The following is a 24,118-nucleotide window of genomic DNA, read 5'->3' as shown; positions in this document are numbered from 1 at the left end:
GGGCACCTTCTTAATAGAGCGATTGTTGGTTGTCTTCGATGTGCTTGTTACTCACCCGGCCAAACATCTTGATGTAGGTCCAGAGGGTATAGGCCAGCACGGTCGGGACAAAGATGACCGCCACGACAGTCATCACCTTGAGGGTGTTGAAGGAGGCAGTGGCATCCCACATGGTCAGACTCTGTGAGGGTTCCAGGCTGGAGGGCATGACGAACGGGAACATGGAGAAGCCCGCCGTCAGAATGATGCCCGCAATGGCCAGGGAAGAGCACAGGAACGCCAACCAGCCCTTGCCCAGCTTGGCCGCAGCCGCGGTCAGCAGGCTCATCGCCAGACCCAGCACGGGGGCGGCAATCATCCAGGGGTAGAGGCTGTAGTTGTTCATCCAGGCACCGGCCTGCACCACCACTTCTTTATGCAGCGGGTTGGTGACGGCATCGGTCACGATATTGCTGACCACCACATAACCATCCATGCCACTCACCCAGACACCGGCCAGCGCGAAGCAAACCAGGGTCAGCAGGGAGAAGATCATGGCGGCGGTGCGGGAACGGGCCAGCACTTCGCCCTCGGTCTTCATCATCAGCCAGGTAGCACCCTGGGTGACGATCATGAACAGGCTGACCAGACCGGCCAGCAGGCCGAACGGGTTGAGCAGACCGAAGAAGTTGCCGTGATAGGTCAACATCAGGAACTGGTTGAAGCTGAACGGCACACCCTGCAGCAGGTTGCCGAAGGCGACCCCGAAGATGATCGGCGGCACGGAGCTGCCGATGAACAGACCCCAGTCCCAGTTGTTGCGCCACTTGGCGTCTTCCCGCAGGGAACGATACTTGAACCCGACCGGGCGCAGGAACAGCGCCATCAGGGTCAATATCATGGCGATATAGAAGCCGGAGAAGGCAGCCGCATAGACCATGGGCCAGGCGGCAAACAGAGCACCACCCGCCGTGACCAGCCAGACCTGGTTACCTTCCCAGTGCGGCCCCATGGTGTTGAGCATCACGCGACGCTCGACATCCTTCTTGCCGACGAAGGGGAGCAGTGCGCCCACCCCCATATCGAAACCGTCGGTGACGGCGAACCCGATCAGCAGCACGCCGACCAGCACCCACCAGATCAAGCGCAATAATTCGTAATCAAACATGAGATCCTCTCCTTATGCCTTGCTCTGTTCAAAGTGGTACTTGCCGGTTCTCAGGCTGCTTGGGCCAAGACGCGCGTACTTGAACATCAGGTACATCTCGATGACGAGCAGCACCGTGTAGAACAGGCAGATCCCGATCAGAGAGAACCAGATCTCGGACGCAGGAATATTGGATGCAGAGACCGAGGTCGGCAGCATTTCGGCGATGGTCCAGGGCTGACGGCCATATTCCGCGACGAACCAGCCACACTCGATGGCGATCCAGGGCAACGGGATACCGTACAGCAGCGCCTTGAGCAGCCACTTGCGCTCACCGATCTTGTGACGGGTGCTGTCATAGAAGGCCAGGCCAATCAGCAGCAACATCAGCATGCCGCAGGCAACCATGATGCGGAAGGCGAAGAACAGCGGGGCCACCTGCGGGATGGAGTCATCCACGGCGGACTTGATCTGCTCGTCGGTCGCGTCGGTCACGTTGCTGGTGTAGCGCTTGAGCAGCAGACCGTAGCCCAGATCCTGCTTCACTTCGTCGAAGCGGGCGCGGGTATCGTCGGACTTGTCACCGGATTGCAGCTTGGTCAGCAGGTCGTAGGCAATCATGCCGTTGCGCACGCGCAGTTCATGCTCGCTCTTCAGATCCTTCAGACCGGTCACCTGGCCGTCCAGGGAACGGGTCGCGATGATGCCGAGGGCATAGGGGATCTTGATGGCGTAATCGGTGCGCATCTCTTCCTGATTCGGGATGCCGAACAGGGTAAAGGAAGCCGGTGCCGGCTCGGTGTTCCACTCCGCCTCGATGGCGGCCAGTTTCACCTTCTGCACTTCACCCGTCTCGTAACCGGACTCGTCACCCAGGATCAGCACGGACAGGATAGAGGCCATGCCGAACGCGGCCGCGATGGCGAAGGAGCGACGGGCGAAGGCCACATCACGACTCTTCAGCAGGTAATAGGAGGAGATACCCAGCACGAACATGGCACCCGTGGTATAGCCAGCCGCCACGGTGTGGACGAACTTGACCTGCGCAACCGGGTTGAACACCAGATCGGCGAAGCTCACCATCTCCATCCGCATGGACTCGAAGTTGAATTCGGCACCGACCGGGTTCTGCATCCAGCCGTTGGCGACCAGGATCCAGAGGGCGGAGAGGTTGGTCCCCAGCGCCATCAACCAGGTGGCCGCCAGATGCTGGCGCTTGGTGAGGCGATCCCAACCGAAGAAGAACATACCGACGAAGGTGGACTCCAGGAAGAAGGCCATCAGCCCTTCGATGGCCAGCGGGGCCCCGAAGATGTCGCCGACATAGTGGGAGTAGTAAGCCCAGTTGGTACCGAACTGAAACTCCATGGTAAGCCCAGTGGTGACCCCGAGGGCGAAGTTGATCCCGAACAACTTGCCCCAGAACTTGGTCATGTCCCGGTAAACAGAGTTGTTGGTCATCACATAGACAGACTCCATGATCGCCAGAATGAAGGCCATTCCCAGCGTCAGGGGTACAAACAGGAAGTGATAAAGGGCCGTCGCGGCAAATTGGAACCGCGATAGGTCTACCACATGCTCAGCAATCATGATGTTTCCTCACCGATTATTGGCACGGCTATTTTAAGTTTTAAGGACAAAGCTTCCATTGGAAGTCCCCGAATGGCCGGTCACACCCCGGTTGACACCGGCGACCGGATTCGACTGCCACCACATTAACAACAAGGCAATATACAGGAACAAAAAAAGCTAATGTTTAACATTTAATAAACAAGAACTGTAATTCCATTCCCGCCTATAATGACCGCCGTTTTATATCACCTTTATTTGATTGAAATCAATGTAAAACCATCATCAATACATGCCTTTTCAAGGTAACTTACCAACGGGTGCAGGTTAATTTTGAGAGCTTGTTCACAAAAAACACTTATCTGTAAATGTTTGATTTAAATCAATTTTAGATAAATCAATATTAGTTTCAATTCTGTTAAAAGAATAGTGTGGCGGGGCGATTTCATTCTGTATTTCCCAATCTGAACCACCCACGGCAATTCCAATTTAAAACCAACAAAAACACATGTTTATGCTTATTGGACCGGCCACCATATCAATTACTTTATCTAATCCGAAACAGGTAAATTTTCTTGTTTGTCCGGCCCGGAAAGAGCTCCTACAATGCGCCTCGCAGTGAGGGTACGCCCCTGAGTACAGGCCGGTCATTCTGGGTTCCCGGTATGTATTCGATGAACATCTCGAACCTGTTTGTTGGAATTTAAGATGAAAAAGTTTGTTGCCAAGACCATTCGTTACTACAAGCTTTCGTTCGTTCAGCTCTATCAAATGAACCGACTCTGAAGCCTCGCGACGGCTCCTTTGTGTTTTTCCGGTCTGTCTCTGGACACTCTCACTGTCTGTGAACATCCATCCTGAATTGTCTTTGCCCACCCTGCTCAGCGGTGGGCTTTTTTTTGTCAGAATAGTAAAAAACCGCCCCTGGAGGCGGTTTTTTGTTCAATCAGCTGTTTTTATCCCTCATCGGGCCGTTGCAGGCCGAAGTGAGCATAGGCTCTCGGGGTCGCCAGCCGCCCTCTGGGCGTGCGCTGCAGGTAGCCCTGCTGGATGAGATAAGGCTCAAGCACATCTTCTATGGTGTCTTTCTCTTCACCGATCGCGGCCGCCAGGTTATCGAGGCCGACCGGGCCCCCCATAAACTTGTCGATGACAGCCAACAATAACTTGCGGTCCATGAAGTCGAAGCCCTGGTTATCCACGTCCAGCATGTCCATGGCGCGGGCTGCTATGGGTCCATCAATCCGGCCATCGGATTTCACCTGGGCGAAATCCCGTACCCGCCGCAACAAACGGTTAGCAATCCGCGGGGTGCCCCGGGAGCGGCGCGCCACCTCCAGCGCCCCATCCCCCGACATCTCGAGCCCGAGGCAACGGGCGCTGCGCGCGACTATGTCGGTGAGATCCTTGACGTTGTAGAACTCCAGCCGCTGGACGATACCGAATCTGTCCCGCAGCGGGCTGGTCAGCGAGCCGGCCCGGGTGGTGGCGCCGATCAGGGTGAAGGGGGGCAGATCCAGCTTGATGGAGCGGGCAGCAGGCCCTTCCCCTATCATGATGTCGAGCTGGTAATCCTCCATGGCCGGATAGAGCACCTCCTCCACCACAGGGCTGAGACGGTGGATCTCGTCGATGAACAGCACGTCGTTCGGCTCGAGGTTGGTGAGCAGCGCCGCCAGATCCCCTGCCTTCTCCAGCACCGGACCCGAGGTGGTCTTGATGTTGACCCCCATCTCGTTGGCCACGATATTGGCGAGCGTGGTCTTGCCAAGGCCGGGCGGGCCGAAGATCAGCAGGTGATCGAGCGCCTCCCCGCGCTGACGCGCCGCCTCGATGAAGATCTCCATCTGGGCGCAGACGGGATCCTGACCGGTGTAATCGGCCAGCTTCTTGGGCCGGATGGCCCGATCGATGACCTCCTCCTCGCGGGCGGCACCGGCCGAGATAAGACGATCCGCTTCAATCATGCATTACCCCACGCACACCGAAGATCGAGACAGGGCGAGCCGCTTGATTCATGTTCATCCTCACACCAGGCTACGCAGGGATTCACGGATGATCGACTCAACCGACATCCCCTCCTTGGCCACCTTGCTGACAATCTGGCTCGCCTGCTGCGGCTTGTAGCCGAGTGCCACCAGGGCGCTGGCGGCCTCTTCGCTCGCATCGGGGGCGCGCAGCTGGCTCTCCTGGGCGGGCAGACTGATGGTGGCGGGCGAGAACAGATCGTGGCTGACCCAGCCCTTGAGGCGGTCCTTCATCTCCACCACCAGCCGTTCGGCGGTCTTCTTGCCCACGCCGGGCAATTTAACCAGGGAGCTTATCTCCTCGCGCTCGACGCTCAGCACGAACTGGGTGGCGGTCATGCCGGACAGGATCGCCAGCGCCAGCTTGGGGCCGACCCCATTGGTCTTGATCAGCTCGCGAAACAGCGCCCGCTCCTGCTTGTGGTTGAAGCCATAGAGCAGCTGGGCATCTTCCCGCACCACGAAATGGGTGTGAATGGTCGCTTCCTTCCCGAGCTCGGGCAGATCATAGAAGCAGCTCATGGGCATCTGTACCTCATAGCCCACGCCACCCACCTCGAGCAACACCTCGGGGGGATTCTTCTCAATCACAATGCCTCTCACGCGACCAATCACGACATCTCTCCTCAACCAACACAGCCAGCCATAAAGTAGCGCCTAGCTTAAATAATTACTGGATAAGTATCCAGCATACTGATGACAGTGTCTGCCTCTGGCCGCCATATAAGGCCAGGATGACGACGACCCGGCCGCATTTAGTCACTTATTGAAGATAGAAAATCGCGTTAGGATATGGACCCATGTTAAAATCCGGCCCTTGAAATTTTCCAGGGTCCAGCGCCCGAACTAGCTAAGGTCTACCGCGATGCGTACCAGCCAATATCTGCTTTCCACTCTCAAGGAAACCCCCTCCGACGCGGAAGTCGTCAGCCATCAGCTGATGCTGCGCGCCGGCATGATCCGCAAACTGGCCTCCGGCATGTATGCCTGGCTGCCGTCCGGCCTGCGGGTACTGAAGAAGATCGAGAACATTGTTCGCGAAGAGATGAACAATGCTGGTGCCATCGAAGTCTCCATGCCGGTGGTGCAACCGGCCGAGCTGTGGCAGGAGTCCGGCCGCTGGGACGATTACGGCCCCGAGCTGTGCCGTCTGACCGACCGCCACAACCGTCCCTTCGTGCTGGGCCCGACCCACGAAGAGGTGATCACCTCCCTGATCCGCTACGAGGTGAACAGCTACAAGCAGCTGCCGCTGAACCTCTACCAGATCCAGACCAAGTTCCGCGACGAGGTGCGTCCCCGCTTCGGCGTGATGCGCGGTCGCGAGTTCCTGATGAAGGATGCCTACTCCTTCCACATCAACAAAGAATCTCTGATCGAGACCTACGAGCGGATGCATGCCGCCTACTGCGCCGCCTTCACCCGCATGGGCCTGAACTTCCGTCCGGTGCAGGCCGATACCGGCTCCATCGGGGGCACCGGCTCCCACGAGTTCCAGGTGCTGGCCGAGAGCGGTGAAGACTTGATTGCCTTCTCCGACAGCTCCGATTACGCCGCCAACATCGAGATGGCCGAGGCGCTGGCACCTGCCGGCGTGCGCGCCGCCGCGACCCAGGCCCTGACCAAGGTCGCCACCCCGGCCGTCCACACCATAGATGAAGTGGCCGCCTTCCTGAGTGTCGCGCCGGCTACCATCGCCAAGACCCTGTTGGTGCTGGCCGAGGCGGACGAGCACGGCCAGCAGGCGGTCATCGCCCTGGTGCTGCGTGGCGACCACGAGCTGAACGAGATCAAGGCCGAGAAGCTGCTAGGTGTCGCCAACCCGCTGACCTTCGCGAGCGAGGAGCAGATCAAGGCCGCCGCCGGCTGTGATGCGGGCTCCATCGGCCCGGTCGGCTTCAATGGTCGCATCATCGCCGATCGCAGCGCCGCCCATCTTGCCGATTTTGTCTGCGGCGCCAACGAGACCGGCTTCCACCTGACCGGTGCCAACTGGGATCGCGACATCGCCACTTATGAAGTGGCCGATCTGCGCAACGTGGTGGAAGGCGACCCCAGCCCCTGCGGCCAGGGCAAGCTGCTGCTCAAGCGCGGCATCGAAGTGGGCCACATCTTCCAGCTGGGTACCAAGTACTCCGAGGCCATGAAGGCCAGCGTGCTGAACGAGGGCGGCAAGTCCGTCACCATGGAGATGGGTTGCTACGGCATCGGGGTCTCCCGCCTGGTGGCCGCCGCCATCGAGCAGAACAACGACCAGTACGGCATCATCTGGCCGGAGGCCATAGCCCCGTTCGAAGTGGCCATAGTGCCGATGAACATGCACAAGTCCGAGCGCGTCGCCGAGCAGGCGCAGCAGTTCTACGCCGAGCTGAAGGCCGCCGGCGTGGACGTGCTGTTCGATGACCGCAAGGAGCGTCCGGGCGTGATGTTCGCCGACATGGAGCTGATCGGTATCCCGCACGCCATCGTCATCGGCGATCGCGGCCTGGACAACGGCGTGGTGGAGTACAAGTGCCGCCGCTCCGGCGAGAAGCAGGAAGTGGCGATCGCCGACATCGTCGCCCTGCTCAAGGGCAAGCTGGGTCGCTAATAGCGCCTGCTAACTCTGCTTTTCGTTTTCGATAAAAAAGCCCCGAGTGTGAATTGCACTCGGGGCTTTTTATATGTTGCCTGTCTCTGCTGCTCATCACAAACACAAGGCTCCAGTTGTATCGCGATATTGCGCTGTACATGAAGTAGCAGATTTCCTAGACTGACGTTCTTTATCCAGATTGCCCGAGAGATTATGTCCACCGCCTTAGCCAATACCGTCGTCGTGCTCGATTTCGAGACTACCGGGCTCTCACCAGGACAAGGTGATAGAGCGATCGAAATTGGCGCCGTCCGGATTGAAAACGGCCATATCAGTGAACGTTTTTCGGCGTTGATGAATCCTGGCTTTAACGTCAGCAGCTTTATTGAGCAATATACCGGGATCAGCAATGCCATGCTGAAACAGGCGCCACCTTGCGGGGAGGTGATGGCGGACTTCGTCGAGTTTATCGGTGATGATAATCTGGTCGCCCATAATGCCTCCTTCGACAAGCGCTTTCTGGATGCTGAAATAGAGCGACTTTCGACGCACTATCCTGGGCAGTTCGCCTGCTCCTTGCTGCTGTCGAGACGGTTATTCCCCGAGGCGCCGAACCATAAGTTGGCTACCTTGGTACAGTACCAGAGCTTACCCAATGACGGGGTATTTCACCGCGCACTGGCGGATGCCGAGGTGACGGCGCACCTGTGGCTCGCCCTGTTAAAGGAATTAGAGTGCCGGCATGGCATTATCAACCCTGATTTTGAATTGCTGCTAACCCTTGGCAAAAAATCAAAGCATGCAGTTCAGTCCTTCCTGCAGGGATATGCGGCTAAAAAATGATAACTTCAGGTACGATTAGCTAATCTCCACCAGAAGTTAAATATGATTCTGCATGGGACTGGATATACGTTTATTATATTCTAAACATTAAATACTGGAGTAGTAAGTAGCGATAACGCATTATAAAAATCGGTGCTTTTGTCATTTCACTCTAAACATTTATTTTTACATGTTGATAATGCCAACCTTAATTAACACATTGGATTGTCGGCCTTAAAATATATCCATCATTCCCACATCCAATTGCACAGCATATTACCCATGCCCCGCTGGCGATGCCCCAGAACATCGGCGATCGCGGCCTGGACAACGGCGTGGTGGAGTACAAGTGCCGCCGCTCCGGCGAGAAGCAGGAAGTGGCGATCGACGACATCGTCGCCCTGCTCAAGGGCAAGCCGGGTCGTTAATACCGCCGCCATGCGGCAATAAAAAAGCGCGCCCATGGCGCGCTTTTTGTTGTCTGCCTGCCGGGAAGGCGTGACGAGGCGGGGCTTACTCGTTGCGACCGATGAAGAGATCGGTCACATGGCAGCTGCTTCTGGCTTCCAACGCATCCAACATATAGGCGGCGGCGTCTTCCGGCGTCATGAAGTTGCTCGAATCCACATGGGAGGATCCATCCCAGAACTCGCTGCGGATCCCGCTCGGATAGAGGTTCACCAGTCGTAGCGGAGAGCCCTTGAGTTCGGCCCGCAAGGACTCCAGGAAGCCTCGCATGCCCCATTTGGAGGCGCAATAGAGGCTCTCGTTGGCCTTGCCGGTCTGCGCCGCGGAGGAGAGCACGTTGGCGAGCACGCCGCCCTTGCTGCCGATGAGGCGCACCGTCTGCTGGGCCACCAGTATGGTGGAGATGAGATTGCTCTCCACCACCCGGCGCACCTGCTCGGCGGTGTAGACGCCGACCGGGCCGAATTCGCCCACGCCGGCACAATGGATCACCAGATCCGGCAAACCACCCCAGGCCACAGCAGCGGAAAACGCCATCTCCACCTCTTCGTGGTGGGCCAGATCGGCGGCGATGCCGACCACGGCGCGGCCAAGCAGCCGCTCCTGCTCCTGCAGCTTCTGATAACGGCGCCCCATCATGGAGACCCGATGACCGCGCTCAACCAGTCCGATTGTCAGCGCGCGTCCGAGGCCGGAGCCTGCGCCAGTCACTATGATGTGGCCCATTATATTGTCCTCGTCACATGCCGATGATGGAGTCCATCATCATGTCCCGTCCGATCAGAAGGTGAATTCACCACCGATGAACCAGCCGTCGATGTTCTGATCGACCTTGTCGAAGTCCATCTCGGCTTCACGCCAGCCCGCACGGATCTTGAGCGGCAGGGAGGTAAACTTGTAGGAACCACCCAGACGGTAATCGTAGTTGTCGGCATCTTGCATACGCAGATCACCGAAGGCCGCGAAGCCGGTACCCGGAATGCGCACTTCACCCGCGGTATAGGCCATCAGCACATCCTTGTCATAGGAGTAGTGCTGGGTGTTGAAGTCACCGTCGTAGCGACGACCGGTCAGACCCAGATCGAGCTGGAACATATCGTTGTTCATCAGGCGATAGTAGAGAGTCAGATCGTAGGCCAGCAGATCATTGCTGAAGGTGCCACCACTGCTGCTGAGATCGGACATCTCGAACTTGGCGTTGGGCAGCAGCCAGATGCCGTGCTCCAGTTGCAGGTAGCCATTCCAGTTGTAGTTGTCGTCATAGCTGCCATCGGCACCGACATCGCCAACCTGGCCGCTGCCTTGCGAGTTCCACATGTCGGCACCCGCCGCAAAACGCCAGTCATCGGCGGCCATGGCGGCATGGCTGAACAGGGCCAGCAGGCTAGCGGCAATTAAGGTCTTTTTCATCATATAGCTCCCTTATGGACTGGAAAGGGCATCATTTTACCCAGAGTATCGGGAATACCTAGAGTAAAAAGCTGAACAAGCGTCCAGAAATGTCAGTGCTGCATACCTTTCATCGGCTCGACCGGCTTCACCGGCAGGCTCAGGCTGATGGTCTGACCATCGCTCAGGATCAGGGTCAGGGGGAAGGGCGTCGCCTGGGAGAGTTCACGCACCTCGAACAGCATGATGTGCAAGCTGCCGGGTTTGAGGGCGACCTCGCCCTTGGCCGGGATCTCGATGCCATCGACCTGGCGCATCTTCATCACCCCGTTCTCGTGCAGATGGGTGTGCATCTCGGCCCGCCCGGCGTCCGGGGACGAGGCGGCGGTCAGGGTCACCGGCTTGTCACCGTCGTTTTTGAGCACCATAAAGGCGGCGGTGTTGGGGGAACCGGGAGGCAACAGGCGCACATAACCATCGACGGCCTCGACCTTGGCCAGGGCGGGAGCCGCCAGCAGCAGGGTCAGGATGGCGTAAAACGCACGTTTAAACATGGTTGAAATCCTTTTATGATGTTGTTAAACGAAGCGAAGCTTACCCCCGCGGCAAGCTTTTGGCAGCCTCTGATAACAAGGATTCAGACATGGCCCTCACAATTCTGGCCGAGCAGCAGGATGGCTTGCTCATCCTGACCCTCAACCGGCCGGACAAGCGCAATGCCCTCAACACCGAGATGTATCTGGCACTCACCCAGGCGTTGCAGCAGGCGGCCCGGGACGACGATGTCCATGTGCTGTTGTTGCAGGGGCAGCACGACTGTTTCACCGCTGGCAACGATCTGGCCGACTTTATGGGCAAGTCGAGTCTGGCGGCAGATGACCCCATCTTGCAGTTCCTGCACTGCCTCGCCGATTTTCCCAAGCCGGTCATCGCCGCGGTCGCCGGGGCCGCGGTGGGCATAGGCACCACCCTACTGCTGCACTGCGATCTGGTCTATCTGGGGGATAACGCCCGGCTGCAATTGCCGTTTGTCGAGCTGGGACTGGTGCCGGAGTTTGCCTCAAGCCTCTTGTTGCCCAGGGCCGTCGGCCACCTGAAGGCAGCCGAGTTGTTGCTACTGGCCGAGGCCATCGATGCCGGGGAGGCGCTGCGCCTTGGCCTCGCCAACCGGGTGGTATCGGCCGACAGCGTGCTGACCTTCGCTCGGGAGCAGGGGTTGAAACTCGCCGCCAAGCCGCCCAAGGCGCTGCAAAGGAGCAAGGCCCTGCTCAAACAGGAGCTCAAACAGGCAGTGCATTTCGTCATCGACATGGAGGCGCGGGCCTTCTCCCAGGCCTTGCAGGGAGAAGAAGCCCAGGAGCGTATCGCCCACAAGCTCAGGCGCAGAGGCTAATCGCTAGTTGAGGCGGAAGCGGCCGATCAATTCGCAGCCCTGCACCTTGTCTTGCAACTGGATCAGCTTGGCAATCTCGGGATTGGGGTGACGCTTGAGGAAGGAGAGCAGGGCGGCGCGGCAGCAGCCCAGCTCGCTGATCAGACTCTCACATTCGCGATTGGGGCATTGCGGCACCAGCGCGGTGACCAGCTCGGAGGCGAGCTTGAGATAACGCAGCTCGTAGGCGGGCTCCTCCATGGCGCGCCAGAAGTCGGCAAGCCGGTGACAGGTGGCGACGCGCATACTGGCCAGCTCATCCAGATCGTCGGATGCCAGCTCATAGACCTCGCCAAGGGCCTGCTGATAGAGGCAGATAGCGGTGCCAAGCGCCCCTTTGCCCAGCGCATTCTCCGCCTCCAGCATGTAACGCTGCCAATTGTGATTCGTCATCTCCCTCTCCCCAGCCAACATGAGTGGAGCCTGTATCATGGCTAATTGAGAATAAATATCAACCAGACCTTTTGTGCAGGTTTTGACCATCGGCTCCCCTGGCTACTTGGCATCGCCCTCCCCATCCCTTACCATCTGTGCTCTTCTGTCGGGAACCCTCTTCTCATGCAACGACCCCGTTTACCCCAGCTGCTGGGCTGCTCCACGCTGTGCGTGCCCCGCCTGCTGGTCTGGATCTATTAGCTGCGCTGACTCGCGCCACGCCTGATTCGATCCATTCAACGAGGAACACAGCCATGAAACCCTGCCAACACTGGTCGCAGGTCGAGTACCTGCATCTGACGGTTACCAATCCGAACATCTGCCTCAAGGGGCACCACAGCTACTACTCCGGGGCCTGGGATGGCCCCTTCGAAGAGCAGGTCGTGCGCTACCTGCACGGCGACCGCTGGAGTCGCTCGCCCGACACCGGCTGGGAGCCGCTCTGGCACATAGACAAACTCCACATCGGTGACTATGTGCAAATCGCCGCCGGCGTGAAGATCATCATGGGCGGCAACCACACCCACAACACCGGCTTTATCAGCACCTATCCCTTTGCCGATCTGGATGCGCTCAAGCGCAGCTATCGCCCCGCCGGTGATACCCGCATCGGCAACGATGTCTGGATCGGCATGGACGCCATGATCATGCCGGGCGTCAGCATCGGAGATGGCGCCATCATCGCCGCCCGCAGCCTGGTCACGCGGGATGTGCCACCCTATTGCGTGGTGGCTGGCTCCCCCGCCAGGGTGATCCGGCAACGCTTCACCCAGGAGCAGATAACCCGGCTGCTGGCGCTGGCCTGGTGGGATTGGCCGGATGAGCAGGTCGCGGCCCTGCTGCCGCTGATCCAGCAAGCAGAGGTAACGCTGCTGGAGCAGGCCGCCGCCCGCTGGCAAGCGGCCAGCCAGGGCAAATGAGTGCGGGGCGCCTGTGCGCCCCGCGTTCGTTCAACCAGAGGGTGTTATTTAGCTGCTACTGCGTGGCGGGTTGAGGCGGCACTGCTTGCCGGGATAACCCGGCAAGGCCTTGGCCTTGTCATTGCACGCCAGCCGCTTGGCCTGAGCGAGGCGATCCGCCAGGTTGGCTTCATTGACCGGCAGCCAGTCCATCTGCTGGCCGAGCCAGCTGGCCCAGGCAAACTCGACGAAATAGACCTGATCCTGCTTGCTGAAGTAACCCGCGTCCTGCAACAGCCCCGCCAGGGTACGATAGGGGTAATCCGGCAGCTCGCCAATGTGCTTGGGCAACTGCTCCGGGGTCAACGGCTGGCCCTTCTCATCCTTCAGCCAGGCCCAATGGTGATTCTGCATCTGGCTCCAGAAATGGGTTTTGTCCTGCAACCGACCGATCACCTTGACCCGCGCCTGTTTCACCCCCTGCTGCCATAGCGCCTTAGTCAGGTGGTGCCTGTCCACCAGCCAGTAGCCACCGTCGGGGGCGATGACCACGGGGATCTCTTTTTTCTTCATCAACTTGTCGAGCTGCTGCGCGCTCTTGTCGGCCAGCTCGGCCTGCGTGTTGTCGACCTGGATCTGGCCCACGCCTCCCTGGGTCGGGTGCAGCTGCGTGATGCTCAGCTCGCACCAGCTGCCGACCTGAGTGCTGCGCTCACAGGGGGCCAGCGCCCAGGCGCCCGGGCTCAGCAGACAGGCCAATAACATCCATGCTCTCATTCTTGACTCCTCTTCCCTCGTCACCATTGCGGGGATAAATAAAGCGCCTCGGCGCCCGCTTTATCGCGGGACTCATGCTGGCGGTCTGACCAGCAAAGGGGATATCATGATTTCCCATCTGACGGCGATCATTTCTCGCCAAGTTTTCTCCCCGCTTCACACAATTTGAAGGATTAGCCATGAAAGGATGGAGTCCCTTGCTGGCCCTGCTGGGCGCTGCCTGCGTCCAGGCCGCCGATGTCCCGCCCGGCACCCAACTCGCCGAACAACAGGCGGTGGTGCGTCACCTCAAAGACGAACCCACCAGCCTGAGCCCGCTCAAACTGGTCGGCCTGCCCGAGCTGCAAGTGCTGAGAGATCTCTATGAGGGGCTGCTGACCCAGGGGCCGGATGGCAAGGTGATGCCCGGCGTGGCGATGCGTTGGGAGAGCAAGGATAACCAGCAGTTCACATTCCATCTGCGGCCGGATGCCCGCTGGTCCAATGGCGACAAGGTCAAGGCCAGCGATTTCGTCTATGGCTGGCGCAAGCTGGTGGATCCCAAGGAAGCGGCCACCTTCGCCTGGTTCGCCCAGCTGGCCCATTTCAACAACGTCGACGAGATAGTGGCCGGCAAACTGGCCCCCGAAAAGCTCGGGGTCGAGGCGCTCGATGATCACACCTTGCAGGTCAACCTGTCCCAGCCGGTGCCCTACTTCCTGAGCCTCTTGACCCACCCCAGCCTGTCGCCACTGCACCAGGCCAGCATGGAGCAATATGGCAACCAGTGGACCCAACCCGGCAAGCTAGTGGGCAACGGCGCCTTCGTGCTGAGCCATCGGGTGGTGAACGAGCGACTGGAGCTGACCCCGAACCCCTATTACTGGGACCGCGCCCATACTGTGCTGACCAAGGTCACCTTCGTGCCCATCAACCAGGAGAGCGCCGCCACCAAGCGCTACCTGGCGGGGGATCTGCAGATCACCGAGTCCTTCCCCAAGGAGCTGTACCAGAAACTGATGACGCAGATCCCAAACGAGGTCTATACCCCGGAGCAGCTCGGTACCTACTACTACGCCTTCAACACCCAGCGTGCGCCGCTGGACGACGTGCGGGTGCGCAAGGCGCTCTCCTACACCATCGACCGTGGCCTCATCGCCAGCAAGGTGCTGGGGACCGGCGAGAAACCGGCCTATCACTTCACCCCGGACGTGACTGCCGGTTTCGAGCCCAAGGCCAATCTGCTCTCAAGCAGCAGCCAGCAGCAACTGGATGAAAAAGCCAGGGCACTGCTCAAAGAGGCGGGCTATGGCCCGACCAAGCCCCTCAAGCTGACCCTGCTCTACAACACCGCCGAGATCCACAAGAAGATGGCACTGGCCATCGCCAACCTGTGGAAGCAGAAGCTCGGCGCCCAGGTCGAGCTGACCAATCAGGAGTGGAAGACCTACCTCGACAGCCGCCAGAGCGGCCAGTTCGAGGTGATCCGCTCCTCCTGGGTGGCGGATTACAACGATCCGTCCGCCTTCCTCGGCCTCTGGGGATCTCATCACAGCGGCAACATGGCGCGCTTCGCCAATGCCCGCTATGACGCCTTGCTGGCCCAGGCGGCCAGCAGCCAGGATGAGGGCAAGCGAGCCCGGCTGTTCGACGAGGCCGAGACCATACTGCAGGACGAGGCGCCCATCGCCCCCATCTACCAGTACACCAACGCCCGGCTGATCAAGCCCTGGCTCAAGGGCTATCCCATCAACAACCCGGAAGACGTGGCCTACAGCCGCCAGCTTTACCTTATCAAGCACTGAGCCCCTTCATCAGACATCGACCTCCTGGGGCCAGCCTGACTGGCCCCATTTAAGCACTACTCCCATGCCCATTCTCGACATAGAATGCTGCCTTTGTGCCACCCCAGCCGTTGAACTCCCTGGTATATGCGCCCTCTACTCCTGATCCTGCTGTTCTCAACCCTGCCCACCCGCGCCGCCACCGAACCCGAATGCCAGCAGGCCTTCGTCGACTGGATGCTGAGCCAGCAACAGCAGTTCAGCGATCGCAAGACCAGCAAGATGGCGCGGCGCAGCGCCGAGCGTGCCATCGATCAGGCCCGTGACGAGTACGCCAAACAGGAGAGTTTCTGCCAGGCCATGACTTGGGTCGAGCGCAATCAGGACCAGGATCCCCGCTTCAAGCCGAGAACGGGAGAGATCCACGACTTCAGCGTCCGTCGCTGAATCGACTTCCCATCTACCTCTTTTCCGTCTTGTCAGTGGCGATTAATTGACCTAAGCCAAGATTGGTTTCCTCCCCCCGCATCTACAATGACGCCGTAACAAACACTCACAATAAAAACAAATTTATCAGTTACTTGGCTCAAATCAGGATGCGCACATGACCACAACCCAAGGAGAAGGGGAGATACGCTTCCCCGACCACATATCACTGATCTCCACCACGGATCCCGCCAGCCACATCACCTATGCCAATCAGCACTTCTGTGACGTGGCCGGCTACAGTGCCAGCGAGATGGAAGGGGTTCCTCACAATCTGGTACGCCACCCAGACATGCCCAAGGCCGCCTTTGCCGACATGTGGCAACGGCTGAAACAAGGCAAGAGCTGGATGGGCCTGGTCAAGAACCGCGCCAAGAGTGGCCAGTTCTACTGGGTCAACGCCTACGTCACCCCCATCCTCGACGAGCGACGACAGATCATCGAGTACCAGTCGGTACGCACCCGCCCCGCCGAGCAGGACATCGCCTGGGCCGAGCGGCTCTATGCCCGCATCCAGGCAGGCAAGGCCCTGCCCTGGCACAGTCGCCTCGCTCTGGAGCCTGGCCAGCTCAGCCTGCTGCTGTCGGGCACGGCTCTGCTCGGGCTGGCAGTCACCCTGATCACCGGCCATCCTGGCTGGAGCGGGATCCCTCTGCTCTGCCTGCTGGCTCAGATGGCCCATGGCTGGCGCCTGCAACAACGGCTGGCACGGCTGTTGGCCAGCGCCGGTGAGGAGCTGGGCACCCCGCTCTGTCAGGTGCTCTACACCGGACGCCGAGACAGCCTGGGAGCCCTCGAGCTACTGCTGCGCATGAAGAAGGCCGAGCTCAGGGCCGTGGTGGGGCGCAGCGCCGACACCAATCAGCAGATCCTGCAAGCCGCCGAGGATGACAGGGGCCATATCCAGACCATAGATACCCACCTGCAGCAGCAGCGAGTCCAGAGCGAACAGCTGGCCGCCGCTATCACCCAGATGAGCCACTCCATCCACGACGTGGCCAGCAGCGCCCATCAGGCCAATGCCCTGGTGAGCGAGGTGCAGCGGGTTTCGGCCAGCGGCCTGCAGGCATTGGCGACCACTGAGTTGTCCGTCAACCAGCTCCATCGCGAACTGGATGCCAGCCACGGCGTGCTGGCGAGGCTAACCCAGGACAGCCAGAAGATCAGCGGGATCCTGGAGGTGATAGGCCAGATAGCGGATCAGACCAATTTGCTCTCCCTCAACGCGGCCATCGAGGCGGCGCGGGCCGGCGAACAGGGCCGCGGCTTTGCGGTGGTGGCCGACGAGATCCGGGCGCTGGCACAGAAGACCCGCAGCTCCACCGGTGAAATCAGCGACATGATAGGGGCGCTGCAACAGAGCACCCAACAGCTGGCCGATGGCATGACTCAGGGCGCCCAGACCTCGGAGCTATGCCGGCAGCATGTGGGCTCGACGGCCGAAGTGCTTAATCAGATCAACCAGATGCTGACCCAGGTCACCCGTACCAGCGACGAGATAGCCCAGGCGGTCAGTCAGCAGGCGGATGTCACCAGCACCCTGGATCAGGGGATCCACCAGATCCATCAGCTGGCCAGTCACACCGCCGACAGCAGCCGGCAGGCACTGGATGGCATCACCCTGCTGGTAGAGCGACTGCAGAACCTCTCCCGCCTAATCAACCAGTTCCACAGCTGACCCTCATCCGTGTCGCCAGGCATGTCGCACGACATGCGGCTGGCGACGCTTTTTCTCTTCCCCCATCGCCCTCTCAATTACCTCCCCATATGGGGCCTTTCATTTATTTGTAACAAAAATGTAAATGAAATGACCTCTATGCCCGCCATAACAATCATTTTCCAGCGTGCTTCAACCAAAAAGGACTTACTGATGCACAAAGCCCTGAGTTACCCCGCCCTGCTGCTGGCCAGCCATTTTCCGCTGCAGGCGCTGGCCGATACCGATGTCTATCTCACCAACAACGGCCCAGAGCCCCTCCAGCTGGAAATCCGCCAGAGTGGCAGCGGCCAGTTGCAGCAAGGCAGCCAGTGGATTCAGCACAGGACGGAGCTGGGCCCCTGGGAGAGCGCCATGGTGCTCAGCTTCAACCGCTACGAGGGGGTCAAAGCTGGTAAAAACTATCTGTTCGAGACCCGCGTCACCACCGCAGGTGGGGATGTCTATCGCCTCAACCAGTTGATGGAGGGCACCTGGTGGAACACCACCTTGCAACACGGCGGCGAGACGCCCACCGGCGCCTCTGGCTGGCAGAGCGATCGCACCCTGCATCGCCAGGCGGGGCCGCAGGAGCTGGCCTTCGCCGCCAAGTTCACCGGCCGCTACGACGACCTGCACTATATGCTGACGCCGCCACAGTCCCGGGAGCAGCCGGAACCAGCGGAGAACAAACTCAAGGTCGCCAGCTACAACGTCTGGGCGCTGCCGGTGATCGCCTCCAGCATAGGAGAGCGGCTGACTCTGCTGCCGGATCACCTCAAGGGCTATGACGCCCTGCTGCTGCAGGAGGTGTTCGACGGACGGCGGGCGGGCTTCCTGCAGGCGCTGGCCAAGGAGTACCCCTATCAGACCAAGGTGCTCGACAAGCCGGGCATCAACATCCACGACGGCGGCGTGGTGATCGTCAGCCGCTACCCCATAGTGCGCGAGGCCCAGCTGGTCTATCCCCAGTGCACCGGCACCGACTGCTTCGCCGACAAGGGGGTCATGTACGCCGAGGTGATCAAGGGGGGCAAAGCCTGGCACCTGTTCGCCACCCACACCGCCAGCTTCGATACCGACGAGGCGCGCAGGCTGCGTCAGATCCAGTTCGGCCAAATTCGCGCCCTGGCCGCCAGCCTCAAGATCCCGGTCACGGACACCGTCATCTACGGTGGCGACTTCAACGTCAACAAGCGCAAGTTTGCCGATGACTACGCCAACATGCTGGCCAACCTGAATGCCCATGCCCCCGCCTACGGTGGCTATACCGAGGCGACCTTCGATCCCAGGCTCAACCCCTACGCCGGTGGCCCCCTCTCCGGTGGCGCCAACGTCGAGTATTTGGACTATCTGCTGGTGAGCCGGGAATACGGCGCCGCCAGCCACAACCTCAACAGCGTCTGGATCCCGCGCAGCAGCGATGGCAGCCTCTGGCCCGCCAGCAACCTCTCGGATCACTTCCCGGTCAAGGGGGAGATAGCCCGATGAAGCGGCGCTACGGGGTATTGGCCCTCGCGCTCCCCGCACTCTTGCTACTCAGGCCAGTCTGGCAGAATGAATCGACAACAGAAGCAGGGGGAAAGCAGTTGAACATAGCCCCGCAGCAGCCAACACCGGTACAAACCGCCACAGGAATGGCAACGCTGACGCCCGCAACGCCGGGGTCGGTGGCCATCGCAGCCAATCAGGGGCAGGCCCAAGCCCGCAGTTGGCAAACGTTGCCTGAGGAGGCCGAGAGTCAGCTCGCGGGCGAGATCCAGCAGAGTAACCAGCCTCTGGATGAACGGCTGGACAACCTGAGGAACGTCGAGGGGCAATGGCTAAGCGAGGGGGAGAGCCTGACCCTGCTGCAGGGGCGCTATGCCCAGGCGTTGGAGCAGCTTTCCAACGAGAGCGAGCAACTGACCCTGGCCGAGCGGTTGGCCGCCCTGACCCGGTTGCAGGATGAGTGGACAGAGCAACACCCGGATCTGGCGGCGGATCTGTTCAACCCGGATGCCCGCCTGCTGCAGGCCCGTCAGCTGTGGGGGGATGCGGAGCTGGAGACCCTGGCCCGCCACTTCCTGCCCGCCCCCCAGGTCGAGGCCAGCCTGGCCTTTGCCGGTCAGCGCCAACAGCAGCTGGATCAGCGCAGCCGCTATCAGCAGCAGCTGGCCGAGCTGGAGCAGCAATTGCTGGCCAGCCAGAACGCCATGGCGCCGGAGCGCTGGCAGCAGCACAGAGAGGCGGTGCTCAGCCAGTGGCGGCGCGACTTCTTCGCCCAGGAACAGGGTCAACCCTGAGCCAATGCCTTGCCCTTGCGGGGCAAGACACTGGATCATGCCTCGCTGGCGCACCGCGTGCCCCCATCATCAACCACAAAAAAGGGCCCACCGGGGCCCTGTTGTTTCTCTGATACCTCAGGCCAGCGGGTAGCTGGCCGCCACACCATTCTCGCAATGCCAGTTGGCCCACAGCTTGTCATCGCTGCCCATCTGCAGGGTGGCGAAGTTGCGGGTACGCAGATAGACGGGGGCGCCGAACGGCTTGATGAGCTCGGTACGGATCAACCGGCTCTCGTCGAGGTACTCGGGGTTGTCGTTGGTCATGGCGAGGATCCCCATCCACTGGAACTGGGTGGGACAGGGATGCACTATGCCGGAGGAGACCAGCTGGTGCACATTCATCACCCCCTTGCCCACCCGCCGGTCCTGAATGACCCCGAGGCAGCCCACGTGCACATCTCCCGACAGGATCAGGGTCCGCGAGGCGCCCTTGTCGGCCTTGCGCCGCTGCTGGGCGTTGTCCAGCAGCCGCATGATGAGCCGCGCCCGCTCCCCCTCGTGGGCCTTGGCGCGCCAGTGATCCTTGAGATCGTCGGTCAGCTCCTCCTCCCAGGGGGTCGCGTCCAGCGCAGCCTCGGTGAAGGAGAAGTCCCGATAGACCACCGGCACCCCCGCCATCAACAGCAGGTGCCCCTCGGTGGAACTGGCCAGCGCCTCGTTGACCTGATCCCACTGCTCCCGGCTCATCACCTGGGTCAGGGTGCGGGTCGCCCTGTTGTCGAGCGCCAGTATCTGATAACCCCGAAATGTCAGCCGCCAGGAGTGGTGACTCAGGTTCAGCGGATCCAGCAAGGATCCATTGGCGCCTGAGCGCAGCTGGAACAACCGGAAATACTTGGCCGCGGCGGCATAGATGGCCTGATAGACCTCGCAGCCCTGCAGGTCGGCGGGATAACTGCCCCAGCCATCGAAGATGTCGTGATCGTCCCACATCATGGCGCTGGGGATGGCGGCCAGCATGCGCGCCACCTCGGGGCGGCCCCACTGTTTGCAGTAGAGCTCGCAATAGAAGCGATCGAGCTGCTCCTCCATGGTGCGGGTCGCCTTGCGTTTGACCTTCTCCACTCTGTCCAGCTCGTTCCAGGCTTTCAGGGTCGGCACCGTGGTCCAGAGGGAGTCGGCATAGACCTGATCGCCCCCCATCAACAGCAGGGAGAAGGGAACCTTGCGGTGTTCGGCGGCCAGCTTGTCCCACATGACGTAGGGCTGGGGGGTGGAGGTCAGCAGTTTGAAGTCGGAGAACCCATTACAGGAGGCATAACCAATCAGCACCTTGTCTTGCCGCCCCGGCAGATGGAACTGCCATTGCTCGGCCCCGGCCAGATCCCGGGCGGGAACGCCGTCCAGCACTATCTCATAGATGATGGTGCCGGGTTTGGCCTTGGGAGTCGCCGTCCAGAGCGCTCGCCAGAAGCCACCTCTGTGGGTATCTGCCTGCTTGCTGGCGGCCAGCAGCTTGCCATTGACTCTGACGCTCGCGTCCTTGCAATCAGCCCCTGCCAGAAAACAGATGCTGTATTGCGTCTCCGATTCAAGCCCCAGCAGGGGGCCCATTACCAAGGTTGTCATCGCTTATCTCTCCATGATGTCACCCATGCAGCATAGCGAAATAGACCCCCTTTGATACTGACCAGCTGGGCTGCCCTCTCGGGCAGCAAAGAAGACATAAGTCTGTCCCCAAACCGTTTGACGATGCGGCGGTCATAACAAGGTGTGTCGTACTGCCGCCCCAAAGCTCAAGGGCGCGAAGATGACCTTATGCCTTGCCTTTGAACTGTTTGACGCTGCGCTTGTTGGCGGTGCGGCGATTGGCCTGCTTGTCACGGGGTGCCCGCTTGCCCTCACCGCTGGCCGGCTGGTCGGTCACCGGGAAACCGGGCAGCTCGCTCAAAGGCAGCTCCCGTCCAGTCAAGGTGCGAATGGCCGCGAGCGTCTCTGCCTCGCCGTGGCAGACCAGCGACATCGCCAGCCCCTTGTGCCCGGCGCGGGCGGTACGACCGATGCGATGCACATAGACGGGAGCACTGGTGGGCAGGTCCAGGTTGATCACCACCGGCAGCGCCTCCACATGGATGCCGCGCGCCATCAGATCGGTGGCCACCAGCACCCGCGTTTTGCCAGCTTTGAAATCTGCCAGCGCCAGCTCCCGCGCCGCCTGATCCTTGTCGCCATGCAGGGCCGCCACCGTGATACCCGCCTTGGCGAGCTTTCTGGCCACGCCATCGGCATCGTCCCTTGCGCTGATAAATACCAGCACCTGAGACCAGTTCTGCTCCTTTAACAGTGCGATGAGCGCCGGCACCTTGCCGCTCTTGTTGACCAGATAGAGCCGCTCCTCGATATCCTCCACCAGGCTGTTGAGCGGATTGGCCTCGATGCGAGTCGGGTTGGTCAGCAGGCCGGTAGCCAAGCTCTCCAGCTCGGTTGGCAGGGTGGCGGAGAACAGCAGATTCTGCCGCTCGGCAGGCATGGCATTCATCAGCCACTGGATGTCGGGCCAGAAACCCATTTCCAGCAGGCGATCCGCTTCATCCAGCACCAGACACCGCAGATGGCTCAATCCCAGCAAACGCTGCGCCAGCAGATCCCGCAGTCGTCCCGGGGTCGCCACCAGCAGTTGCGGCCCCTGCGCCAGTTCGGCCTGTTGCAGCTCCTGCGCCACCCCGCCGCACAGGGTCAGGACACGCAGCCCCAATGCCTCGGCCATGCCTTGCAGCACGGCCGTCACCTGCAGCGCCAACTCGCGAGTCGGCACCAGCACCAGCCCCTGTACCCGATCGGAGGCCGGGTCCAGCCGTTGCAGCAACGGCAAACCAAATGCCAGCGTCTTGCCGCTGCCGGTCTGGGCCAGCGCCAGCACGTCCTGCCCTGCCAATACCGCAGGGATGGCAAGCTGCTGGATCCGGGTCGGGGTATGCAGAGTGGCAGGCAGGGCGGCCAGCAAGGCGGAGTCGAGTGCAAATTCGTTGAAGGTCATGGCGCTACAAGGAGAAGGGAGTGGGAGGCGAAGTCTAGCCAGCGACCCCCCGTGAGTGCAACCGCCATAGACAATCCACAGGCATTGTGTTGTTCTTTTCATCAATTCATCTGGGCGGCAGGGGTGCCGTCTTTCCCGGTAAGGAGCAACGCAAGATGCATCAGCCCCCCTCCCCTCGTCGCCTCATGGCCGGCATTCTGGCTCTCAGCCTCACCAGTACCCTGCCTTTCCAGACCATGGCCTGCGGTTACGATATGCTGGTCGGAGATCCGTTCGCGCTGTCCTGGCCCGGCTCCCTCGATATCGCCATCGCAACGGCCGATGCCATCTCGACCCGGCAGATCAGCCAAATCCCCGCCCTGGATGGGGGTGAAGGGTTCGTGCGAGCCCAGCAGTGGCTGCGCCAGCTGAAAGAGGATCTGCAACGCGCCGATCTGCCAGGAGGCTTCTCCATCCTGCTGGTGGACTCGGGACTCTGGTCAAAGATGAGGGGTAAAGAGGTACTGTTGCTGCAACTGCACAGCCCACCGCCCACACCGACAGACAGGGTTGTCATGGTCAGCGAGGCCGGGCTCAATGCGCTGTTATCCAAACAGATTTCAGTCGATCAGGCGCAGCAGCTCGGCGTGCTGAGCCTGCCACAGGATCCCGATAATCAACTGAGCCTGCTCCTGCATAAGGCGCTTGCGTCAACCGATGCAGACAGCTGAAAGCTGATAAAAAAACGGCCCGCTCACAGAGCGGGCCGTTTTACTTTCGATGCTTCTACTGACGTAGACAGGACCGCTATCAGGCCAGGGCAGCCAGGGCGGCGGCGTAGTTCGGCTCGTCGGCGACTTCGGCTACCAGCTCGCTGTGCAGCACCTTGTTGTCGGCATCCAGTACCACGATGGCACGGGCAGCCAGACCGACCAGCGGGCCGGAGGAGAAGGCCACGCCGTAGTCTTGCAGGAAGGAGACGCCACGCATGGTGGAGAGGCTCACGACCTTGTCCAGACCTTCGGCGCCGCAGAAGCGGGACTGGGCGAACGGCAAGTCGGCGGAGATGCACAGCACCACGGCGTTGTTCAGGCTGCTGGCCTGCTCGTTGAATTTACGCACGGAAGTGGCGCAGGTCGGGGTATCGACGCTTGGGAAGATGTTCAGGATCTTGCGCTGACCGGCGAAGGTCGCCAGGGTCGCATCGGACAAGTCTTTGGCAACCAGGGAGAAGGGCTTGGCCTGCTCACCGGCAACGGGGAAGTGGCCGGAAACGGAGACAGGGTTGCCTTGCAGGGTGACGGTATTGCTCATGTTGTGTCCTTGATTATCTAAGGGAGGATCCAGGTTCCCAGTATAGGCCCAGCGGCAGAG

General features: G+C 60.5%; 22 protein-coding genes and 1 pseudogene. 11 read left to right on the top strand and 12 right to left on the bottom strand.

What is annotated here, in order from left to right:
- Nucleotides 1-10: 10 nt before the first annotated feature.
- From cydB to ruvA, 4 genes are all read right to left on the bottom strand, one after another.
- Nucleotides 11-1,147, bottom strand: coding sequence for a cytochrome d ubiquinol oxidase subunit II (gene cydB, locus BN1137_RS09080; RefSeq protein ID WP_050718293.1), 1,137 nt, complete (start codon nucleotides 1,145-1,147; stop codon nucleotides 11-13).
- A gap of 12 nt (nucleotides 1,148-1,159) precedes the next feature.
- Entirely contained in the window at nucleotides 1,160-2,716 is a 1,557-nt protein-coding gene (gene cydA, locus BN1137_RS09075) for a cytochrome ubiquinol oxidase subunit I (RefSeq protein WP_050718292.1), read from the bottom strand.
- A gap of 935 nt (nucleotides 2,717-3,651) precedes the next feature.
- Nucleotides 3,652-4,662: a Holliday junction branch migration DNA helicase RuvB gene (gene ruvB / locus BN1137_RS09070; protein ID WP_042653366.1), complete on the bottom strand. Its 1,011-nt coding sequence runs from the start codon at nucleotides 4,660-4,662 to the stop codon at nucleotides 3,652-3,654.
- Between the two features lie 60 nt (nucleotides 4,663-4,722).
- Nucleotides 4,723-5,337: a Holliday junction branch migration protein RuvA gene (gene ruvA / locus BN1137_RS09065; RefSeq protein WP_042653365.1), complete on the bottom strand. Its 615-nt coding sequence runs from the start codon at nucleotides 5,335-5,337 to the stop codon at nucleotides 4,723-4,725.
- A gap of 250 nt (nucleotides 5,338-5,587) precedes the next feature.
- Between ruvA and BN1137_RS09060 the strand changes: the two genes are divergently transcribed.
- The 3 genes and pseudogenes from BN1137_RS09060 to BN1137_RS23035 all read left to right on the top strand — a co-directional run.
- Nucleotides 5,588-7,312 (top strand): proline--tRNA ligase, encoded by a 1,725-nt coding sequence (locus tag BN1137_RS09060; RefSeq protein WP_050718291.1) that lies wholly within the window; start codon nucleotides 5,588-5,590, stop codon nucleotides 7,310-7,312.
- A 195-nt stretch (nucleotides 7,313-7,507) separates the two neighbouring features.
- Nucleotides 7,508-8,137 carry a 3'-5' exonuclease gene (locus BN1137_RS09055; RefSeq protein ID WP_050718290.1) on the top strand — a complete coding sequence of 210 codons (630 nt, stop codon included), beginning with the start codon at nucleotides 7,508-7,510 and terminating at the stop codon, nucleotides 8,135-8,137.
- Nucleotides 8,138-8,424: 287 nt separating this feature from the next.
- Nucleotides 8,425-8,544, top strand: a pseudogene (locus tag BN1137_RS23035) (His/Gly/Thr/Pro-type tRNA ligase C-terminal domain-containing protein); the annotation flags it as partial.
- Nucleotides 8,545-8,629: 85 nt separating this feature from the next.
- Here BN1137_RS23035 and BN1137_RS09050 read toward each other — a convergent pair.
- The 3 genes from BN1137_RS09050 to BN1137_RS09040 all read right to left on the bottom strand — a co-directional run bounded on the left by BN1137_RS09050 (nucleotide 8,630) and on the right by BN1137_RS09040 (nucleotide 10,527).
- The gene (locus tag BN1137_RS09050) at nucleotides 8,630-9,310 is read right to left on the bottom strand and encodes an SDR family oxidoreductase (RefSeq protein ID WP_050718289.1); all 681 of its coding nucleotides are present in this window, start codon (nucleotides 9,308-9,310) and stop codon (nucleotides 8,630-8,632) included.
- Nucleotides 9,311-9,364: 54 nt separating this feature from the next.
- Nucleotides 9,365-9,994, bottom strand: a complete 630-nt coding sequence (locus BN1137_RS09045) for a TIGR04219 family outer membrane beta-barrel protein (protein ID WP_050718288.1) — start codon at nucleotides 9,992-9,994, stop codon at nucleotides 9,365-9,367.
- A 92-nt stretch (nucleotides 9,995-10,086) separates the two neighbouring features.
- On the bottom strand, nucleotides 10,087-10,527 hold the full coding sequence (locus BN1137_RS09040) for a copper chaperone PCu(A)C (protein ID WP_050718287.1): 441 nt from the start codon (nucleotides 10,525-10,527) through the stop codon (nucleotides 10,087-10,089).
- Between the two features lie 89 nt (nucleotides 10,528-10,616).
- Between BN1137_RS09040 and BN1137_RS09035 the strand changes: the two genes are divergently transcribed.
- On the top strand, nucleotides 10,617-11,366 hold the full coding sequence (locus BN1137_RS09035) for an enoyl-CoA hydratase-related protein (RefSeq protein ID WP_050718286.1): 750 nt from the start codon (nucleotides 10,617-10,619) through the stop codon (nucleotides 11,364-11,366).
- Nucleotides 11,367-11,369: 3 nt separating this feature from the next.
- On the opposite strand, the gene BN1137_RS09030 is transcribed toward BN1137_RS09035, so the two are convergent.
- Entirely contained in the window at nucleotides 11,370-11,798 is a 429-nt protein-coding gene (locus tag BN1137_RS09030) for a DUF2753 family protein (protein WP_050718285.1), read from the bottom strand.
- A 296-nt stretch (nucleotides 11,799-12,094) separates the two neighbouring features.
- Here BN1137_RS09030 and BN1137_RS09025 point away from each other — a divergent pair, with 296 nt between their 5' ends.
- Nucleotides 12,095-12,760, top strand: coding sequence for a CatB-related O-acetyltransferase (locus tag BN1137_RS09025; protein WP_050718284.1), 666 nt, complete (start codon nucleotides 12,095-12,097; stop codon nucleotides 12,758-12,760).
- 48 nt (nucleotides 12,761-12,808) lie between these two features.
- Here the strand turns inward: BN1137_RS09025 and BN1137_RS09020 are convergent, their stop codons facing one another.
- Complete coding sequence (locus BN1137_RS09020) at nucleotides 12,809-13,516, bottom strand: ParB-like protein (protein WP_050718283.1); 708 nt, start codon at nucleotides 13,514-13,516, stop codon at nucleotides 12,809-12,811.
- Nucleotides 13,517-13,695: 179 nt separating this feature from the next.
- Here BN1137_RS09020 and BN1137_RS09015 point away from each other — a divergent pair, with 179 nt between their 5' ends.
- From BN1137_RS09015 to BN1137_RS08995, 5 genes are all read left to right on the top strand, one after another.
- Complete coding sequence (locus tag BN1137_RS09015) at nucleotides 13,696-15,300, top strand: peptide ABC transporter substrate-binding protein (RefSeq protein ID WP_050718282.1); 1,605 nt, start codon at nucleotides 13,696-13,698, stop codon at nucleotides 15,298-15,300.
- A gap of 126 nt (nucleotides 15,301-15,426) precedes the next feature.
- Nucleotides 15,427-15,726 carry a hypothetical protein gene (locus BN1137_RS09010; RefSeq protein ID WP_050718281.1) on the top strand — a complete coding sequence of 100 codons (300 nt, stop codon included), beginning with the start codon at nucleotides 15,427-15,429 and terminating at the stop codon, nucleotides 15,724-15,726.
- A 157-nt stretch (nucleotides 15,727-15,883) separates the two neighbouring features.
- Complete coding sequence (locus BN1137_RS09005; protein ID WP_050718280.1) at nucleotides 15,884-17,443, top strand: methyl-accepting chemotaxis protein; 1,560 nt, start codon at nucleotides 15,884-15,886, stop codon at nucleotides 17,441-17,443.
- Between the two features lie 192 nt (nucleotides 17,444-17,635).
- Complete coding sequence (locus tag BN1137_RS09000) at nucleotides 17,636-18,952, top strand: sphingomyelin phosphodiesterase (RefSeq protein ID WP_050718279.1); 1,317 nt, start codon at nucleotides 17,636-17,638, stop codon at nucleotides 18,950-18,952.
- A complete protein-coding gene (locus tag BN1137_RS08995) occupies nucleotides 18,949-19,746 on the top strand; it encodes a hypothetical protein (RefSeq protein ID WP_050718278.1) in 798 nt (265 codons plus the stop codon). The genes BN1137_RS09000 and BN1137_RS08995 overlap by 4 nt, the downstream gene beginning before the upstream one ends.
- Before the next feature lie 117 nt (nucleotides 19,747-19,863).
- On the opposite strand, the gene BN1137_RS08990 is transcribed toward BN1137_RS08995, so the two are convergent.
- Both BN1137_RS08990 and BN1137_RS08985 read right to left on the bottom strand, forming a co-directional pair.
- The gene (locus BN1137_RS08990; protein WP_050718277.1) at nucleotides 19,864-21,357 is read right to left on the bottom strand and encodes an alkaline phosphatase D family protein; all 1,494 of its coding nucleotides are present in this window, start codon (nucleotides 21,355-21,357) and stop codon (nucleotides 19,864-19,866) included.
- Between the two features lie 187 nt (nucleotides 21,358-21,544).
- Nucleotides 21,545-22,765, bottom strand: a complete 1,221-nt coding sequence (locus BN1137_RS08985; RefSeq protein ID WP_050718276.1) for a DEAD/DEAH box helicase — start codon at nucleotides 22,763-22,765, stop codon at nucleotides 21,545-21,547.
- 155 nt (nucleotides 22,766-22,920) lie between these two features.
- On the opposite strand from BN1137_RS08985, the gene BN1137_RS08980 reads away from it, so the two are divergent.
- Nucleotides 22,921-23,475 carry a hypothetical protein gene (locus BN1137_RS08980; RefSeq protein WP_050718275.1) on the top strand — a complete coding sequence of 185 codons (555 nt, stop codon included), beginning with the start codon at nucleotides 22,921-22,923 and terminating at the stop codon, nucleotides 23,473-23,475.
- 79 nt (nucleotides 23,476-23,554) lie between these two features.
- Here the strand turns inward: BN1137_RS08980 and tpx are convergent, their stop codons facing one another.
- Nucleotides 23,555-24,058, bottom strand: coding sequence for a thiol peroxidase (gene tpx / locus BN1137_RS08975; protein ID WP_050718274.1), 504 nt, complete (start codon nucleotides 24,056-24,058; stop codon nucleotides 23,555-23,557).
- Between the last annotated feature and the right edge of the window lie 60 nt (nucleotides 24,059-24,118).

Source organism: Aeromonas tecta, assembly GCF_000820185.1.
GTDB classification, from domain to species: Bacteria; Pseudomonadota; Gammaproteobacteria; order Enterobacterales; family Aeromonadaceae; genus Aeromonas; species Aeromonas tecta.
The sequence above is the reverse complement of the archived record's forward strand: the minus strand, read 5'-3'. Positions and strand labels throughout refer to the sequence as shown.